At 39.1% G+C, this 16223-nt stretch carries 16 protein-coding genes; 2 read left to right on the forward strand and 14 right to left on the reverse strand.

Features of this window, described 5'->3' with window-relative positions:
- Window positions 1–29: 29 nt before the first annotated feature.
- Together yqiS and RCG21_RS25105 are read right to left on the reverse strand one after the other, a co-directional pair.
- Window positions 30–935, reverse strand: coding sequence for a phosphate butyryltransferase (gene yqiS / locus RCG21_RS25100; RefSeq protein WP_133335719.1), 906 nt, complete (start codon window positions 933–935; stop codon window positions 30–32).
- Between the two features lie 131 nt (window positions 936–1066).
- Window positions 1067–3139: a sigma-54 interaction domain-containing protein gene (locus tag RCG21_RS25105; RefSeq protein ID WP_133335717.1), complete on the reverse strand. Its 2073-nt coding sequence runs from the start codon at window positions 3137–3139 to the stop codon at window positions 1067–1069.
- Between the two features lie 355 nt (window positions 3140–3494).
- Here RCG21_RS25105 and RCG21_RS25110 point away from each other — a divergent pair, with 355 nt between their 5' ends.
- Window positions 3495–3767 (forward strand): DUF2627 domain-containing protein, encoded by a 273-nt coding sequence (locus RCG21_RS25110; RefSeq protein ID WP_133335715.1) that lies wholly within the window; start codon window positions 3495–3497, stop codon window positions 3765–3767.
- A gap of 11 nt (window positions 3768–3778) precedes the next feature.
- On the opposite strand, the gene RCG21_RS25115 is transcribed toward RCG21_RS25110, so the two are convergent.
- On the reverse strand, window positions 3779–4507 hold the full coding sequence (locus RCG21_RS25115; RefSeq protein WP_308913880.1) for a glycerophosphodiester phosphodiesterase: 729 nt from the start codon (window positions 4505–4507) through the stop codon (window positions 3779–3781).
- A gap of 42 nt (window positions 4508–4549) precedes the next feature.
- Here RCG21_RS25115 and RCG21_RS25120 point away from each other — a divergent pair, with 42 nt between their 5' ends.
- Entirely contained in the window at window positions 4550–4690 is a 141-nt protein-coding gene (locus RCG21_RS25120) for a YycC family protein (protein ID WP_133335711.1), read from the forward strand.
- Window positions 4691–4803: 113 nt separating this feature from the next.
- On the opposite strand, the gene spo0A is transcribed toward RCG21_RS25120, so the two are convergent.
- The 11 genes from spo0A to RCG21_RS25175 form a co-directional block, all read right to left on the reverse strand.
- Window positions 4804–5598 carry a sporulation transcription factor Spo0A gene (gene spo0A, locus RCG21_RS25125; RefSeq protein WP_133336191.1) on the reverse strand — a complete coding sequence of 265 codons (795 nt, stop codon included), beginning with the start codon at window positions 5596–5598 and terminating at the stop codon, window positions 4804–4806.
- 270 nt (window positions 5599–5868) lie between these two features.
- Window positions 5869–7158: a SpoIVB peptidase gene (gene spoIVB, locus RCG21_RS25130; protein ID WP_133335709.1), complete on the reverse strand. Its 1290-nt coding sequence runs from the start codon at window positions 7156–7158 to the stop codon at window positions 5869–5871.
- 124 nt (window positions 7159–7282) lie between these two features.
- Window positions 7283–8971, reverse strand: coding sequence for a DNA repair protein RecN (recN, locus tag RCG21_RS25135; RefSeq protein WP_133335707.1), 1689 nt, complete (start codon window positions 8969–8971; stop codon window positions 7283–7285).
- Window positions 8972–8986: 15 nt separating this feature from the next.
- Window positions 8987–9436, reverse strand: a complete 450-nt coding sequence (gene ahrC / locus RCG21_RS25140; RefSeq protein WP_133335705.1) for a transcriptional regulator AhrC/ArgR — start codon at window positions 9434–9436, stop codon at window positions 8987–8989.
- Window positions 9437–9568: 132 nt separating this feature from the next.
- Window positions 9569–10411 carry a TlyA family RNA methyltransferase gene (locus RCG21_RS25145; protein ID WP_372512775.1) on the reverse strand — a complete coding sequence of 281 codons (843 nt, stop codon included), beginning with the start codon at window positions 10409–10411 and terminating at the stop codon, window positions 9569–9571.
- Entirely contained in the window at window positions 10412–12304 is a 1893-nt protein-coding gene (gene dxs / locus RCG21_RS25150) for a 1-deoxy-D-xylulose-5-phosphate synthase (protein ID WP_133335701.1), read from the reverse strand.
- 211 nt (window positions 12305–12515) lie between these two features.
- On the reverse strand, window positions 12516–13409 hold the full coding sequence (locus RCG21_RS25155) for a polyprenyl synthetase family protein (protein WP_133335699.1): 894 nt from the start codon (window positions 13407–13409) through the stop codon (window positions 12516–12518).
- 3 nt (window positions 13410–13412) lie between these two features.
- Complete coding sequence (locus RCG21_RS25160) at window positions 13413–13646, reverse strand: exodeoxyribonuclease VII small subunit (RefSeq protein WP_026572567.1); 234 nt, start codon at window positions 13644–13646, stop codon at window positions 13413–13415.
- Window positions 13636–14994 (reverse strand): exodeoxyribonuclease VII large subunit, encoded by a 1359-nt coding sequence (gene xseA / locus RCG21_RS25165; RefSeq protein WP_133336189.1) that lies wholly within the window; start codon window positions 14992–14994, stop codon window positions 13636–13638. Before xseA ends, RCG21_RS25160 begins: the two co-directional genes overlap by 11 nt.
- 160 nt (window positions 14995–15154) lie before the next feature.
- Window positions 15155–15553, reverse strand: coding sequence for a transcription antitermination factor NusB (gene nusB, locus RCG21_RS25170; protein WP_133335697.1), 399 nt, complete (start codon window positions 15551–15553; stop codon window positions 15155–15157).
- A gap of 258 nt (window positions 15554–15811) precedes the next feature.
- Window positions 15812–16219, reverse strand: a complete 408-nt coding sequence (locus tag RCG21_RS25175; protein ID WP_026572564.1) for an Asp23/Gls24 family envelope stress response protein — start codon at window positions 16217–16219, stop codon at window positions 15812–15814.
- Window positions 16220–16223: the final 4 nt, after the last annotated feature.

Consider the following 16223-nt stretch of genomic DNA (forward strand, 5'->3'; position numbering starts at 1 on the left):
ATTAATATTCCTCCTCAATAATGAAAAAACTAGTTTGCCACAGAGCATACTGCTAATGCAAGAGAAAACAACTTGCTCTCTGCGGAGTCGGCTCTGGAAGTTAGCACAATCGGCGCTTTAGCCCCGGCAATTACAGCACCAACCTTTGCATTTGCGAAATAAACTAACGATTTATACAATGCGTTTCCAACCTCAATGGCAGGAACCACTAAAATATCGGCTTTGCCCGCTACTTCACTTTGGATGCCCTTATGTTCAGCAGCTAAAACCGAAACAGCAATATCCAATGCAAGCGGACCGTCAACGATGCAGCCAGTGATTTGCCCGCGCTTGTTCATCACCGTTAGTGCCGCTGCATCCACCGTTGCCTGCATAGCGGGATTAACCACTTCAACGGCAGCAATCGGTGCTACCTTTGGCGTTTCAATTCCAATTCCTTTAGCAACCGCAACAGCGTTTGTTATGATTTGTGCCTTTTGCTCCAAATCCGGGGTAATGTTCATCCCCGAATCTGTTACGATTGTAAAACGGTCCCGATTAGGGATTTCAAAAACAGCAACATGCGAAAGAATATTTCCTGTTCTTAAACCATATTCTTTATTCAATACAGCCTTTAGAAGAACATTCGTCGGGATATTCCCTTTCATTAGTACATCCGCTTCTTTATTCGAAACCGCTTTAACGGCTAATTTGGCAGCCAGTTCATTTGTCTCGGCATGAACGATTCTGAGGCTTTTCTCCGGATTTACCTTGTTTTCTTCAGTCTTAATCATTCGATTAATGTTTTCCTGATTTCCAAATAAAATAAAATTTGCAAGATTTCGTTCAATTGCATCTAGAACCGCTTTTATAACAACGATATCTTCCGCTACTGCGACAGCAACAGTATTCTTTTTAAGTTGGGTTGCTCTGTCAATAAGTGAATCCAGCAACAAGTTGTCATCAACCCTTCCACAGCAAAATCAAATTCCAATAAATTAATTAGCAAGATTCATGCCAACAAAATTCATTGTAAGCGCTTTATTTAATTAGTTACCCGCATGCAATTTTTTTCATACCATGAAATTTACTGCATGCCGTTATTTTCAATTTTATATTTTTCAAGTTTGTAATATAAATTTCGAACAGATAAACCAAGTGTTTTAGCTGTTAACGTTTTGTTTCCGTTTAAACGATTAAGTGTATCGCGGATGATCTTTGCTTCATATTCGTCGACCATTGCTGATAACGGCCGTTCCCGAAAATCAGGATTCTTTAATGTCCCAAATTCCCTGCCAATCAATTTATTATTGTTAAGTTCCGGCAGGTGTTTTACATCAATATAGACTTCGTTAAATTTCATAAAAATAATGGCCCGCCCAAGGATATTTTCTAGTTCTCTTACATTTCCCGGCCAATTATACTTCATTAGCCCCGCCATCGCAGCCTCTGTTACCCCTTCAACATTCCGTCCATAATCACGATTAATTTTTTGAATAAGCCGATCGCATAATAAAGGGATTTCCTCTTTTCTTCTTTTAAGCGGGGGAATATGTATCGGCATTCGATTTAAACGATAGTATAAGTCTTCCCTAAAAGTACCCTTAGCAATCCCTTTTTCAAGGTTCACATTGGTTGCAGCAATGACTCGGACATTAATTGCAACAGGCTTCGTTCCGCCAACGCGGATGATTTCATTTTCCTGTAAAACCCGAAGCAGCTTTGCCTGAGTATTTGCCGGAAGTTCACCAATTTCATCAAGAAAAATGCTTCCGTTGTTTGCCTCTTCGAAAAACCCTGTTTTCCCTCCCCTTTTTGCGCCGGAAAATGCTCCTTCTTCATAACCGAACAATTCACTTTCTAACAAAGATTCCGATATAGCTGCACAATTGACACGAATAAATTTATTGTATTTTCTGTCGCTTGCATTGTGGATAGCGTGGGCAAATAATTCTTTTCCCGTTCCGGATTCGCCGCGAAGAAGGACGGTAGCAGGAGTTTTTGCTCCGAGCTTCGCCTGCTCAATTGCCAGCAGCATTTCCTCGGACTTCCCGATAATGTCCTCAAAGGTATATTTTGCTTCAAGTGTTCGGATGATTTGCCGTGCACGGTGCAACTCCCTGTTCAACGATTTAATTTCAGACATGTCGTGGATAACACCTACACTGCCCTTAAGTTTTCCCTTTACAATAATCGGTGCGACATTAACGATTACTTCCTTTTTGCTTGGCCCAACCCTCATAGCGACGCCGCGGACAGCTCTTCTTGTCTGTAAAACCTTCATATGCATGCTTTCACCTTCTGAGATATCGGTCGTCGCGGGCTGCCCAATTACCTGTTCTTCTGTCAGTCCGGTTAAACGGGTATATGCCCGATTAATAAGAATTCCCCGGCCGACTTCATCGACAACGGATATCGCTTCATCACTAGATTGGATAATCGCTTGCAGCATCGTTTGAATTTCTTTTAAATTCGTAATTTCTTCCGCTAAGTTAACAACTTCCGTGATATCTTTAAACACGGCAAAAGCACCCATGAGTGTGCCATTTTCTTCAACGATTGGAATTCTTGTTGTAATAATTTTTCGTCCATTGCCTAAAACCATTTCTTGGTTTGCTTCAATTCTTCTCGTCTCTAATATATGAGGTAGTCTGCTTTCCGGTATCACTTCACAGACATATTTTCCAACCGCATCCTCTTTTTTTACTCCCATCATTTCTTCCGCTCGACGATTAAAGAGAATGACCATGCCGTTTTTATCAATTACCGCCATCCCATCATTTGTGGAGTTAAAAATCAACTCTTGCTGATAGGACTCATTTTGATGTCTTTTTACCAGATCTTCCTTTTCTTCCATAAGTTTTGAAACAAGGAAAGCAACACTTCCGGGAATTAAAATCGTACTACTTGGTTTTGTCCGCCTTATTTCGTGAAATGCTGTGTCATCTCCTGTAACCTCAATAATGATATCGATGTTTTTAGATAAAAAGGGGTGCCAGTCCGTTCCAGTTTTAATACCTTCTTTTTGTGCCAATCGAATACCAGGTGCATCTGTATTCCGGTCAACAACTGCCTTTACATTTAAAACCTCTGTTTCTTTTAAAATTTTTAAAATCGCCGTTCCACCTTTTCCAGCTCCGACAATCATTACATTTTGCATTTTCTAGCCTCCATTCTTTAAATCAGGAAACTTTTTTCATACGCTCATAGTGAGTCATGCAATTTTTTTCATATTTATTGTATAGTGAATAGTTCAGCTTGACAAATATATTCATTGTACTATTATTTTCGTGAGAAGCTTTTTCTTTTCAATTGGCTCTGTTAAACTTAGTTGTTGATTTTCGCTCCAGGATGCTCGCTTTCCGCGGGGCGGGCGGTGAGCCTCCTCGGCGCTTAAGCACCTGTGGGGTCTCACCTGTTCCCGCTGCTCCCGCAGGAGTCTCGCACCTTCCGCTCCAATCAACGTTTATGTACTTTAACACAGCCTTTCAATTAAAATTCGGAAGGAATTTATTATGCAGCGGATTATTGCACTGATTATATTATTGATTCCGGGTTTCTTGGCTGCTTTCGGCATTAAGCTAATGCGTGATATGACCTTTGGAATCTTGCAGCCGCCAATTCCCTATTTATCTCTGCAATTTTTGATCGGACTCATCCTCTTTCTTGGCGGTTTAGGGTTTGTTGCGGGATTTATCTTTCATCGTGACCGCAAAAGAAACAAAGTTCAATCACGTTTCAAAGGTCCTGGAAACCCACGGTCTACCGACGGTAAAAAATCCAACTAAAAAGAGACCGCTTAGGGTCTCTTTTCATACTGTTTTCTAATTCGCAACGCCTTAACAGGGTCATCGGTAATGACGGATGTACAGTTAAGTCTAAATAACCGATGAAGATCGGCATCATTATTAACAGTATAAGGCCTTACAGCAATTTCGTTCTCCATTGTCCTGGTAATGATTTCATCACTGAGAGTTGAATACTTAGGATGAATCCCTTTTGCTCTGATGGATTGTGCATAAACCCACGGCATAAATAATCCTTCTAAAAAAAGCGGAGCGGTTTCAATTTCCGAGGCCAGCCTGTAACAATGAACAATACTGTAATGATTAAAGGAGGAAATAATGATTCTATCCGTTAAACCGTAATTTTGGATAAGCTCAATTACTTTTTCCTCCATGCCTTCGTAGGCAAGAAGACCATTTTTCAATTCGATATTACATAGCAGCGTATTTGTTTGCATCCATTCAAGAACCTCAATTAAGGATGGAATGGTTTCTTTTTTTAAGCCTTTTTTATTGGCGTTCAGCTTACGAATATCCTTAAATAAAAAATCTTTTACAAAACCGTTTCCACTTGTGGTCCTGTTCACCTTTTCATCGTGGATGACAACGAGTTCACCATCTTTTGTCAATTGTACATCGAGTTCTAACCCATCCGCTCCTGCCTTTTCCGCTTCATAAAAGGCACTCATGGTATTTTCTGCGAATAGGGAGGAATAACCACGGTGAGCAAAAATTTCTGTCATGCCGTCACTTCCTAACTACTTATTAAATTGGAGGAATTTTTTATGAAACCTTTACAAATAACCCCTGAAACAGCGATTAAACTTTCGGAAAAATTAAACGTTCCCATTGAGCAAATTATGCATATGCCACAACATATCCTAATTCAAAAATTAATGGAATTGGACAAGGAGCAAAAAAAGTAATTTTTAATCTACAGTCCTATCATATGCATCAAAATTTTGATAACCACCCTATAAGAACGAAAAAAGCCCTCATTTCCAATAAATGAAGGCTTTTATTTATAGTTTTAAACGTTTCATGAAGCCATATGCTCTAAGCGCAACTTATCTGCAACCATTGCGATAAATTCAGAGTTTGTTGGTTTTGCTTTTGACATGCTGACAGTATAGCCAAAAAGTGATGAAATGGAGTCGATGTTTCCACGGCTCCACGCTACTTCAATGGCATGGCGAATGGCACGCTCAACACGGCTGGCTGTCGTGTTATATTTTTTAGCAATATCAGGGTATAAGACCTTTGTAATCGATCCTAAAAGTTCAATGTCATTATAAACCATGGAAATCGCTTCACGTAAATACAAATACCCTTTAATATGTGCAGGTACACCGATTTCATGGATAATGCTCGTAATGCTGGCATCAAGGTTTTTTGGCTTTTGTTCCGCTTGTACACGGTAAGCTGGAGAAGGAGGTGCTTTTCTTGTTATCGAAGCATTTCTGCCGCTGACTTGACGAATGTGGTTACCCAGGTTTTCCATATCAAAAGGCTTTAAAATAAAATAAGATGCCCCCAGTTCAACGGCCTTCTTGGTAACATCCTCCTGACCAAAGGCAGTTAACATAATTACATTTGGCAAGGCACCTTTCTTCAAATCACGTAGGCGTTCTAAAACAGCTAACCCATCCAAATGGGGCATAATAATATCTAATACTAGTACATCAGGATCTACAGATCCCAATAAATCTAAACATTCTTGACCATTATGTGCAATCCCTGCAACTTCCATATCTTCCTGGGATGAAATATATTCCTCTAATAATCCAACTAATTCCCTATTATCATCAACGACGCACACCTTTATTTTCTTCAACACCGTATTCCTCCTCAAATCCAATTGGTAAGTTCCATCTGTAGTCTCTATTTTCTATTGTAAATTAGAAATTCGACAATGCAACTAAAATTCCTTTCATTTTTTTAATATTTCTTAAAATAGTGATAAAATCTCAGTTTTTCTTAATTTTTCTCTTATTTTCGACGAATTTCGCTTTTTTGTCGAATAATCTTTAAATCCGTAAAAAACAAATAGGCGAAACCGCCTATTTGTTTTTATTATCAACTTAACGCCAAAGCACTTTCCTTTTTAGCTTGCTTTTTCTTTCGGTGTATCATATATATTAATTCCTGCTTCATCCAGCATCCATTCTATATGCACTCCATATCCAGAGGTAGGATCGTTTACAAAAACATGGGTCACAGCACCGACAAGCTTCCCATTCTGGATGATTGGACTTCCACTCATCCCTTGAACAATACCGCCTGTTTTTTCTAGAAGCTTTGGATCCGTTACTTTTATGACCATGCCTTTTGTAGCTGGAAACTTTTGCGGAATTGTGTTCACAATTTCAATATCAAATTCTTCAACCTGATCATTGTTAACAACTGTCAAAATTTTCGCAGGGCCTTCTTTTACTTGATTTGATAAAGCAATCGGCAATGGCTTATCCATTATACCATTTTTCAACGATTTATTTAATTTCCCAAAAATACCAAATGGGCTGTTCTTTTGTATATTCCCAACAATTTCATGGTCTGAAGAAAAACGTGCAAGTTTTTCACCAGGGTCTCCATTACTACCTTTTTCAATCGACGTAACGGTTGACCGGACAATCTGTCCGTCTTCCACGACGATTGGTTTTTTCGTATCCATATCTGAAATCACATGTCCTAATGCACCATATTTTTTAGAATCTGGATGAACAAAGGTCATCGTTCCGATTCCTGCTGCCGAGTCCCTAATATATAATCCCAGTTTGTACGTGTTTTCCCCTTTGTCCTTTAAGGGGGTAAGTTTTGTCGTAAATTTACCGCTTTCACGGCTAATCACCAAGTTTAAAGCTTTACCGTTTTCTCCTGCATCCTGTACAAATGGTGCAACATCTGCCATTTTTTCAATTTTAGTTCCATTAATTTTTGTAATAATGTCTCCAACTTTAATACCAGCCATTTCACCAGGAGATTTTTTTCCATTTAACGTATTCACTAAATGATGCCCGACCACTAAGACACCTACGGTATTTAGTTTCACGCCAATTGACTGACCACCTGGAATAACTCGAAAATCTTTTAAAACCTTTACATCGACCTTTTTAATAGGGATTCCTGCAAACTCTAAGAGCATTTCATTACTGCCTTTTTCCTTTGCCTTTAAAGAAACTGAATGTTTGTCCTGTGCAAGTGCGATACTTGAATTGTGAGAAACTAAAGCGGCTGACACCGGAGCAGCCTTTTGAAAATTATAATCTTGCCCTTCAAAGACAGTGATTGTCTTTGGTATTTCGAGGTATTGTTTAAGCGGTTGATTGAAAATAAAACTGATTAATGAAACAAGGAGAATTCCACCAATGATTTTTCTAATTATATCTAAATTCAAATTTTTTCACTCTCCTCGCTTCTTGTCCACAACTTCGAAATGGCTACATCTATAATTTTGCCTCGTTGACAAGCATTTATAACCTTCCTTCAATATAAAAAAGCTCCCCCTATTGGGAAGCTTTTCAATTTTTCTTATTTTTTGCAGCCATTAACAATAATTCCTCAGCATGTTTCTTTGTAAGGTCGGTGATTTCGACTCCAGAAATCATCCTGCCGATTTCTTTTATTTTCTCTTCGGCTTTAAGCGGTGTCACGGATGTCTTGGTCCTGCCACCCTTCGTAACCTTCGAAATAAACAAATGGATGTCAGCCATAGCAGCAACCTGCGGTAGATGGGAGATACATAAAACCTGCGACGAATGTGCGACTTTATAAATTTTTTCAGCTATTGCCTGTGCAACCCTGCCGCTAACTCCTGTATCCACTTCATCAAATATAATCGATGTGACACCTTGATGTTTTGAAAAGATACTCTTTAAGGCAAGCATAATTCGTGAAAGTTCTCCCCCGGAAGCAATTTTCGATAATGGTTTAAGCGGTTCCCCGGGATTTGTTGAAAGATAGAATTCGATATGGTCGACACCATTTTTTGCAAAATGCTTTATATCCTTCTCAAAGCGAATTTCAAAAATCGTTTTTGCCATATATAAATCCTTTAGCTCCTTATGTATAAGCTTGGTCAGCTTTTCCGCATACTTTTTACGAAGCTCAGTTAATTGTTTTGCTTCAAGAACTAAATCCTTTTGAATAGAGGCTAATTCTTTTTCTAATTTGTTAATATGTGTTTCTTTATTTTGTAATGTTTCAATTTCTTCTTCAATTTTGGCTGCATATTCTAAAATTTCCTGGATTGTCTTGCCATATTTTCGTTTCAACTGGCTTATTTCATTTATTCGGTCTTCAATTTCATTTAATCTTTGCGGATCGTATTCCAATTCATCCATTTCATTTCTTAAAGCATGTGCAGCATCCTCAAGTTGATAGAAGCTGTTTGAAACCGCCTCATATAATTCTTTGTATTCTGTGTCTAATCCTGCTGCATCCTCCAGATGCCCCATTACCATACTAATCCAGTCCAAGCCCTTTTGTTCACCACTTAAGGCTGAATAACTGGATTGTATCGCTTCGAAAACCCGTTCAAAGTTTCCAAGCTTCCGTTTTTCCTCAAATAACTCATCATCTTCATTAAGCTTTAAATTGGCATTTTGAATTTCGTTCAATTGAAATTGAATTAAATCCAGGCGGTGTGCTGCTTGCTGCTCATTCTCACTTAATGACTTTAGCTTTTGTAATGTGTGTTCATAGCGATGGAATACTTCCTGGTACTCACGGAGGGAGGAAATGATTTCATCGGAACCGAATTGATCAAGCAATGATAGATGCTTGGTTTCATCCATTAATTCTTGGTGCTCATGCTGTCCATGGATATCAATCAATGTCGAACCGATTTCTCTTAAAGTAGAAATGGTCACAAGCTTTCCATTTATCCTGCAAACGCTTTTTCCGGAACGGGAGATATCCCTTCGTAAAACGACCATCCCTTCTTCAATATCAATCCCAAATTCCATTGCCTTTAGATAGCATGGATGCCCATCATGATCTAATTGAAAAAGTCCTTCAATCTCAGCCTTTTCTTCACCATGCCGTACGAATTCTGCAGAACCTCTCCCGCCAACCAATAAATGTATCGCATCAATGATGATGGATTTTCCTGCTCCTGTCTCACCAGTTAACACTGTCAAGCCTTTTTCAAACGAAATGGAAGAGGCTTCGATAATGGCAAAGTTTTTTATCGATAGTTCTGATAACAAGGAACATTCCCCCAATTAAAGCATATCAAGAAACCTGTTTGTAATGATTTCTGTTTGTTCAGGTGTTCGACAAATGATTAAAATGGTATCATCTCCACAGATGGTTCCCAGTACCTCTTCCCAATCAAGATTGTCTAAAAGTGCCCCAATAGCCATGGCATTACCAGGTAAACACTTCATCACTAATAAATGTCCTGCTGAGTCAATTCGAATAAAAGCATCCATCAAAGATCTTTTTAGTTTTTGAAGCGGATTAAATCGTTGATCAGCAGGAAGGCTGTATTTGTAACGGCCATCCAACAAAGGGACTTTCACCAAATGCAATTCTTTTATATCACGGGAAACAGTAGCCTGTGTCACATTGACGCCAGAATTTCTTAGTTCATCCACTAAATCATCCTGTGTTTCAATGTCATTATTGGCAATAATTTCTCTAATTTTAATATGGCGCTGGCCTTTATTCATATTTTTCACCCCGTAAACAGTAAAAACCATTTAAATATTATGTTCAAAAATGTCGCTTCTACCCTTATGTTAGCCGATTTTGTAAGAGTTGTCATTTATTTTCCCAAAAACAGAAGGATAAGCGTATTTTGCCTATCCTTCACCCGTTTGCTTTGTATGGAATTCCTGATGTGCAAGTTTAACAACCTCTGAAGGGTCCACAGGCAAGAGGTTATTTTCTTTGTTTTCCTCTCCCCACCAGGAAAGATGAAGAAGGAATTCAATATTCCCGTCTCCTCCAGTAATAGGTGAAAAAGATAAATTTTTAACTTGATACCCCTGCTCAATTGAAAAATTGATGATTTTGGTTACAACCTGCAAATGGACCTTTTCATCGCGAACAATTCCCTTTTTGCCAACCTGCTCCCGTCCTGCCTCAAATTGCGGTTTAACAAGTGCAACGATATCACTTTGAGGTACTAAAAGAGTTTTAAGCACCGGCAAAATCAAGGTCAACGAAATAAATGATACATCGATGGTTGCAAAATTTGGCATTCCTGCTATTAAATCAGCAGGAGTCACGTAGCGGAAATTTGTTCTCTCCATTACGACCACACGGTCATCCTGCCGGAGTTTCCATGCTAACTGGTTATAACCAACATCCAGAGCATAGGACATTTTTGCTCCGTTTTGCAGGGCACAATCAGTAAATCCACCTGTAGATGCACCAATATCTAATAAAATCTTATCCACAACTGAAACATCAAATACTTTTAGGGCCTTTTCAAGTTTTAAGCCTCCGCGGCTTACATAAGGAATAAGGTTTCCCTTAACCGTTAGAGGTATATCTGTTTTTACTTTTTCCCCGGGTTTATCTAAGCGTTCTTCATTTGTATAAACAAGACCGGCCATAACTGCTCTTTTTGCTTTTTCCCGTGTTTCAATAAGTCCTCTTTCGACCAGTAAGACATCTATTCGTTCTTTATTTTTCATGATTTAAGCCCTTTGTTGTTTTTTTCGTGCAAGAATGGTTAATCTTTTAACGACTTCCTTGGTAGTCATGCCGATTTCCTCAAGCAGGGAACCGACATCTCCATGTTCAATAAATTGATCTGGAATTCCAATCCTGTCAATTACGTGACTGTAATAACCATGGTCATGAGCGAATTCAAGGACTGCACTGCCAAAACCACCTTGAAGTACTGCTTCTTCTATTGTTAACAACGGTATATTTTTATCTAATAAATTTGTCAGCATTTTTTCATCAAGGGGTTTTATAAATCTTGCATTGACTACTTTAACTGAAATACCTTGTTTTTCAAGTATATCCGCTGCCTCCATTGCCATGGGAATTGTTGTACCAAAGGTTAATATCGCCGCATCATCGCCTTCCTTTAGTACCTCCCACGTTCCAATCGGGATATTCTTAAATTGTTCATCCATCGGTACGCCCAGCCCATTTCCACGCGGGAACCTCATAGCAATTGGGCCATTATCATATTGAAGTGCTGTATAAACCATGTGCTGACCTTCATTTTCATCCTTTGGCATCATCAAAACAATGTTCGGAACATGCCTTAAAAAGGCAATATCGAAGACACCTTGATGTGTCTCGCCATCTGCTCCAACAAGACCAGCGCGGTCAATTCCAATAAAAACATTTAAGTTTTGACGACAAATATCATGAACCACCTGATCATAAGCACGCTGTAAAAAGGTAGAATAGATTGCTAAAAAAGGCTTCATATTTTGTGTTGCCAAGCCTGCAGCAACTGTTGCGGCATGCTGCTCGGCGATTCCCACATCGTACATCCGGTCAGGGAATTCATTTGCAAAGCCTTCCAGTTTAGACCCCACAGGCATCGCCGGGGTAATTGCCACAATTCTTTTATCTTCTCGTGCAAGCTTACGCACCGTTTCACTGACCAAACTACTCCATGCCGGAGGTGCTTTGTCCGGTTTGACAAATGCTCCAGTGTCCATTTTATAAGGGCCGGTTCCATGCCAAGTCCCTTTTGTATCTCGTTCTGCTGGGGTATACCCTTTACCTTTTTTTGTAATCACATGGAGAAGGACTGGGCCCTCTGTTTTTTTAGCATAACTAAAATTTTCAAATAAATCTTCAAAGCTATGACCATCGACTGGGCCCAGATAGGTAAAGCCGAGTTCTTCAAAAAACACTCCGGATACAAGCAAATATTTTAAGCTGTCTTTAATTCTTTCGGCAGTTGCCGCAAGAACACCGCCAACAGCAGGAATCTTTTTCAATAATCCTTCAAGTTCGTCCTTAGCCCATTGATATTTTCCAGCTGTGCGCAATTGTCCAAGAATATTGTGTAGCGCACCGACATTCGGTGCAATGGACATTTCATTATCATTCAAAATCACAATCATATCTTTCTTTTCGTGACCAATATGATTTAACGCCTCTAAGGCCATACCGCCTGTTAATGCGCCGTCCCCAATCACCGGTACTACAAACGATTTCTCCTTCTTTAAATCGCGAGCAATCGCCATACCCATAGCGGCAGAGAGTGATGTCGAACTATGCCCTGTTTCCCATACATCATGTTCACTTTCCACACGCTTAGGGAATCCACATAATCCTTTAAATTGTCTTAATGTATCGAAATCACATGCCCTGCCGGTTAAAATTTTATGAACATAGGACTGATGTCCGACATCCCAAATAAGTTTATCTTTAGGACTATCGAAACATTTGTGTAATGCAATGGTTAATTCAACTACACCTAAATTCGGTCCAATATGGCCTCCCGTAACAGACAGCTTTTCAATCAAGAATTGGCGAATTTCTTGACTCAAAACCTCCAATTCTTTATTTGACATCCCTTTTAAAAAGGAAGGGTCTTTAATTGATAACAGATCCATTTGGGACCACTCACTTTCATCCTTTTTCTATCTAAACATTTAGTAAGGTTTGTTTTCACTTGAAATTTCCATCTATTTAAAAATAGCCGCTAACACACAAGTGATAACGGCACTGTCAACGTTTTCTTCATTAAAACACATTATATCATAACGAAAAGAATGCCTCAAATACCTATAACGACTCACGATGCTGCTGTAGCACCCTTGCTTTTTAATGGTCTCTAGAAGCCACTAAATCGGTTATTTCAATAAGAAGGGATGTATTCAAGCCCGTTCGTTTCAAGTAACGCTTTGACTCGTCAATATGATGATGCAATGCCTTCTTAGCCCCATCCATTGTCAATAATTGCGGATATGTGCTTTTATGGTTGGACGCATCACTTCCAACAGGTTTGCCTAGTAATTCCGGATTACCTTCTAAGTCCAAAATATCGTCCTGTATTTGAAAAGCCAATCCAAGATGATGCGCAAAAGCTCTCAAATTCTCCAATTGATCCTCTTCTGCATGTGCAAGTAATGCACCAGCATGAACACTGAAGCCTAAAAGCTTACCTGTTTTATGAATATGTATATACTCCAGTTCTTCAATAGAAAGTTCTTTATTTTCCCCTTCCATATCGGCGACTTGCCCGCCTACCATGCCTTCCGCTCCGCCTGCTTTCGCAAACTCCACCATCAATTTTAATTTTGTATCTGAACTGCCCGCTTCATTTGGAATCATTCCCAACACTTCAAAGCTGTAGGTTAAAAGAGCATCCCCTGCTAAGATCGCAGTAGCCTCACCAAAAACCTTATGATTGGTCAACTTACCGCGCCTATAATCATCATCATCCATACTTGGCAGATCATCATGAATTAAGGAATAGGTATGAATCATTTCAACTGCAGCAGCAGCTAATAGCCCTTTTTTCGGGTCAATGCCAAATGCAGCTAGAGTTGCAAATAATAATAGGGGACGAATCCTCTTTCCTCCAGCATCGAGGGAATAGTGCATTGCCTTTTTTATGATAGGAGGTGCTTCAAGCCGGTCAACTAATTTGCGGAGTTCCGCTTCAAGCAGATGTTTATATTCATATGCAAATTCATCAAGTAACCGATTTCCCACAATCTATTCCTCCTCTTTAATTGAAAAACTTTCCGTTCGCCCATCCTCCGTGATGATTTGTGTTAATTGTTCTTCGACATTTTTTAATTTATCGTGACATAGCTTAGAAAGTTCCATTCCCTCTTTATAAATAAGAATAGCCTCTTCTAATGGAACATCTCCTTCTTCAAGCCTATCCACAATTTGCTCTAATTTATTCATTGCTTCTTCAAAGGATAATTGTTTTTCATTCACCACTTTTTTCGCTCTCCTTCTTATCCTCAATCTTACATATTAAGCTACCATCGGCTAATTGGATTTCAACAGATTCATCCTTATGTACCTGATGAACGCTCTTAACCAGTCTGTTGTCTTCTGTATAAACAAGACTGTAACCCCGTTCCATTATTTTTAAAGGACTTAAAGCTTTTAATGTTGAAATCATTCGATCAAATTCTGTTTGTTTTTTCATTAAGATTTGCATCATCGCACGATTGATTTCTTTTTGTGTCCGATTAAACTGTTTTTCCGCTTCCAGTACTAATACTTTCGGAGACTTTAGCTGCAGTCTCTTATAAACCGTTTCGTATTGACCTGATTTTAATGCTGACAGACGGGTAAGACCACGTTCAAGAGATTCCGTTAATTTATCCACTTGCTCCAGCTTTTGTTCATAAAGTCGAAGTGGGTAACGAAAAGCGTAGGATTTTTGCACACGCGAAAAACGCTGCTTTTCTGTCCGGAATTTTTCATTCATTGCTCTTAAAAGCCGTGTTTGACGCTGCAGGACCCTTTCCAAAAGCTCCTCAATATGAGGGACAGCGAGTTCCGCAGCAGCCGTTGGTGTAGGTGCGCGCAGGTCGGCCACAAAATCCGCAATAGTAAAATCCGTTTCATGTCCTACAGCTGAGATAACCGGTATTGAAGAGGTATAAATCGCCCTGGCAACCAATTCTTCATTAAAAGCCCATAGCTCCTCAATCGAACCTCCGCCACGGCCAACAATGAGTACATCAATCGCTTCAAGTTTATTTGCTTTTTCAATCGCTCCAGCAATTGAGGGTGCAGCGTTTTCACCTTGTACAAGCGCCGGAAAAACAAGGATTTTGACTATGGGATAACGCCTTTTTATGGTGGTAATAATATCTCTGATGGCCGCTCCTGTCTGAGAAGTAATGACCCCAACCGTTTTTGGATAGGCTGGAATCGGCCTTTTTTTATCTAATGCAAATAATCCTTCCGATTCAAGCCTTTTCTTCAGCTGTTCATAGGCTAAAAATAGTTCTCCAATTCCGTCAGGCCGCATTTCCTTTATATAAATTTGATATTGTCCGCTTGGTTCATAGACAGATATGTCCCCTTTGACAATAACCTTCATCCCGTTTTCAGGTGAAAATTTCATCGTCCTTGAATGGCTAGAAAACATAACAGCCAGTATGCGTGCTTTTTCATCTTTTAAAGTAAGGTACATGTGTCCGCTGGAATGCTGTTTAAAATTTGAAATTTCACCGCGGACGTGAACATCCTGTAAATGGGGATCGGCATCAAATTTTCTTTTTATGTATTTGGTTAAGGCATTAACTGATAAGTACCTTTGCTCCTGCATAGCTAACTCCTTTAGAGTTTTTAACATAACCATAAAACTGTCCTTACCCATTATATATATAGTTCTCCATTTTGTCCGCAATCTACGGGAAATGAAGAAAAATATACATGAAAGATAAGGACCATTGGGTATATTCTTTTATTTACCTTGTTTTGTAAACTTATTCCTTCGGAAGCTTTTCTTTCACTTTTGAAAGAATGCCATTGATAAAACGGCTTGATTGTTCATCACCGTAAATTTTTGAGATTTCAATTGCTTCATCTAAAATGACATTTTCCGGAACTTCGTTTCGTGCAAAGTTTAATTCGTATACTGCGATTCTGAGCAGGTTTCGGTCTACAACAGCCACGCGGTCTAATGTCCATTTTTCTAAGTTTTCTTTAATAAATTGATCAATCGTATTTTTTTGTTCGACGACTCCTAAAACAAGTCTGTTTAAATAGTCGTCATTCGTTTCCCCGTCCAATACATGTTCGATTGCCGATTCCGGGTCCACATTGCTTACATCGATTTGGAAAAGGGCTTGTAGTGCCTTTTCTCTAGCTGTTCTTCTTTTCATTATACCGTTAACTCCTTTTAGAGACATTGATAAAAGTCTGTCCAATCATGTTCCGTTATTTTAGTTTGTCAATCACATAAAAAATATAATAGCATAACTAAAAATGATTCGCACTGTACGAGCAAAATTTTTTAAAATTAAGCTCTGTTAAACTTAGTTGTTGATTTCCGCTCCAATCAACTTGGTTCAAAAATTAACATTGTCCTTTTACACAGCCTTAAATAAAAAACCAAAGGATTTCTCCTTTGGTTTTGGGTATTATAGTTCTTGTTCGATTTCTGGTTCGCTTTTTTGATTTTCAAATTGGATACCAACCACGTGAATGTTGATTTCTTCCGCATCTAAGGCGGTCATATTTAACAAGGCTTGTCGGATATTATCTTGAATCTTTTGTGCAACAGCAGGAATGGACACCCCAAATTTCATCACACAATAGACATCTACTTTGATTCCCGATTCGGTTAATTCGACCTTAACACCTTTTCCATGATTCTTTTTCCCTAACCGCTCTACTACACCTGCGGCAAAGTTTCCTCTCATGGAGGCTACGCCTTCTACCTCTGAAGCAGCAATCCCTGCAATTACTTCAATCACTTCCGGTGCAATTTCCACTTTACCAAGTCCGTTGTTTCCTTGCTCCATTTCCAAGATACTAAACTCACTCATTTTT

The sequence above is a fragment of the Bacillus salipaludis genome (assembly GCF_030938565.1).
Lineage (GTDB): Bacteria > Bacillota > Bacilli > Bacillales > Cytobacillaceae > Neobacillus > Neobacillus salipaludis_A.

Excerpts from the sequence above, each read along its gene's own strand:
- RCG21_RS25175 (WP_026572564.1), bottom strand. The coding sequence starts at position 16,219 with ATGAGTGAGTTTAGTATCTTGGAAATGGAGCAAGGAAACAACGGACTT.
- xseA (WP_133336189.1), bottom strand. The coding sequence starts at position 14,994 with ATGCAGGAGCAAAGGTACTTATCAGTTAATGCCTTAACCAAATACATA.
- RCG21_RS25105 (WP_133335717.1), bottom strand. The coding sequence starts at position 3,139 with ATGCAAAATGTAATGATTGTCGGAGCTGGAAAAGGTGGAACGGCGATT.
- RCG21_RS25115 (WP_308913880.1), bottom strand. The coding sequence starts at position 4,507 with ATGACAGAAATTTTTGCTCACCGTGGTTATTCCTCCCTATTCGCAGAA.
- dxs (WP_133335701.1), bottom strand. The coding sequence starts at position 12,304 with ATGGATCTGTTATCAATTAAAGACCCTTCCTTTTTAAAAGGGATGTCA.
- ahrC (WP_133335705.1), bottom strand. The coding sequence starts at position 9,436 with ATGAATAAAGGCCAGCGCCATATTAAAATTAGAGAAATTATTGCCAAT.
- nusB (WP_133335697.1), bottom strand. The coding sequence starts at position 15,553 with ATGAAAAGAAGAACAGCTAGAGAAAAGGCACTACAAGCCCTTTTCCAA.
- RCG21_RS25110 (WP_133335715.1), top strand. The coding sequence starts at position 3,495 with ATGCAGCGGATTATTGCACTGATTATATTATTGATTCCGGGTTTCTTG.
- RCG21_RS25120 (WP_133335711.1), top strand. The coding sequence starts at position 4,550 with ATGAAACCTTTACAAATAACCCCTGAAACAGCGATTAAACTTTCGGAA.